Source organism: Saliterribacillus persicus, assembly GCF_003337485.1.
Lineage (GTDB): Bacteria > Bacillota > Bacilli > Bacillales > Amphibacillaceae > Saliterribacillus > Saliterribacillus persicus.
Genome location: NZ_QPJJ01000037.1, coordinates 1 through 1,073, shown reverse-complemented (window position 1 = coordinate 1,073; position 1,073 = coordinate 1). Strand labels below are relative to the sequence as shown.

Sequence of the window (1,073 nt, the reverse complement as noted above, 5' to 3'; positions counted from 1 at the left end):
GACGAATTGTAATATTAAGTGCAACACCTAAAAACATGGCTAAAATAAAACAGCCCATAACAGCTTCGTGTAAAATGCAAGTAACCACACAAACACATACACGGAGGCCTGTTATGAGCTATAAACATCTTACCACATTTGAAAGAGCACGGATAGAAACGATGTATGAACAAGGAAAATCTATTCGTACCATCGCTGAAAAACTTCAGCGTTCACCGTCTACCATCTCAAGGGAATTAAAACGCCATTCACAAAAAGGATCTTATCTATCTGAAGATGCTCAACAGAAATATAAAGAACATCGATTAAGGTGCGGTCGTATTGGAAAAATGGTCACCAGAGTTAGCCAGTATCATAAACGAAAAATTGAAACTTACCTGGTCTCCTGAACAAATTGTTGGACGCTCATTTCAAGGGTCTATTAGTTTCAAAACAATCTATCGCTGGATTTATCAAGGATTGTTAGCAAATCAAAATCTATACGTTCTTCGTCACAAAGGAAAGCGCCAGAAGCCCCAAGAAACAAGAGGGCGTTTCAATGTTGGGACATCGATTAAGAAGCGACCAAAAGAAATTAGAAAACGGGAAGTTTTTGGCCATTGGGAACTGGATAGCGTCGTCTCTAGTCGTGGGAAAAGTAAAGGATGTTTCACAACTTTTGTTGAACGAAAAACAAGGTGGTATGTAGCATTAAAAATGCCAAACCGCTCAGCAAACTCGATGGAACAAGCCATCAAAACTTTGAAGGAACAGTTACCCTCTCATGCCTTTCAAACGGCAACAGTAGACAGAGGAAAAGAATTCGCTTGTTATCGTACTATTGAGCAAGATACAGACATTAAGGTGTATTTTGCAGAGCCTTATTCTTCATGGCAACGTGGTAGCAACGAAAATGCGAATGGCCTTTTAAGGGAGTTTTTTCCTAAAAAAACTGATTTGGCTAAGGTCTCTAATGACGAGTTAGAAAAAGCTCTATCTTTAATCAACAATAGACCGAGAAAATGCTTAAACTGGAAAACAACACACGAAGCATTTCAGGAAGAACTGTTGCACTTAATTTGACAAACTGTCAT

Annotated in this window: 1 pseudogene; it reads left to right on the top strand. The window is 38.8% G+C overall.

From position 1 onward, the window contains the following. Positions 1-113 precede the first annotated feature (113 nt). A pseudogene (locus DFR57_RS18145) lies at positions 114-1,062 on the top strand (IS30 family transposase). Positions 1,063-1,073: the final 11 nt, after the last annotated feature.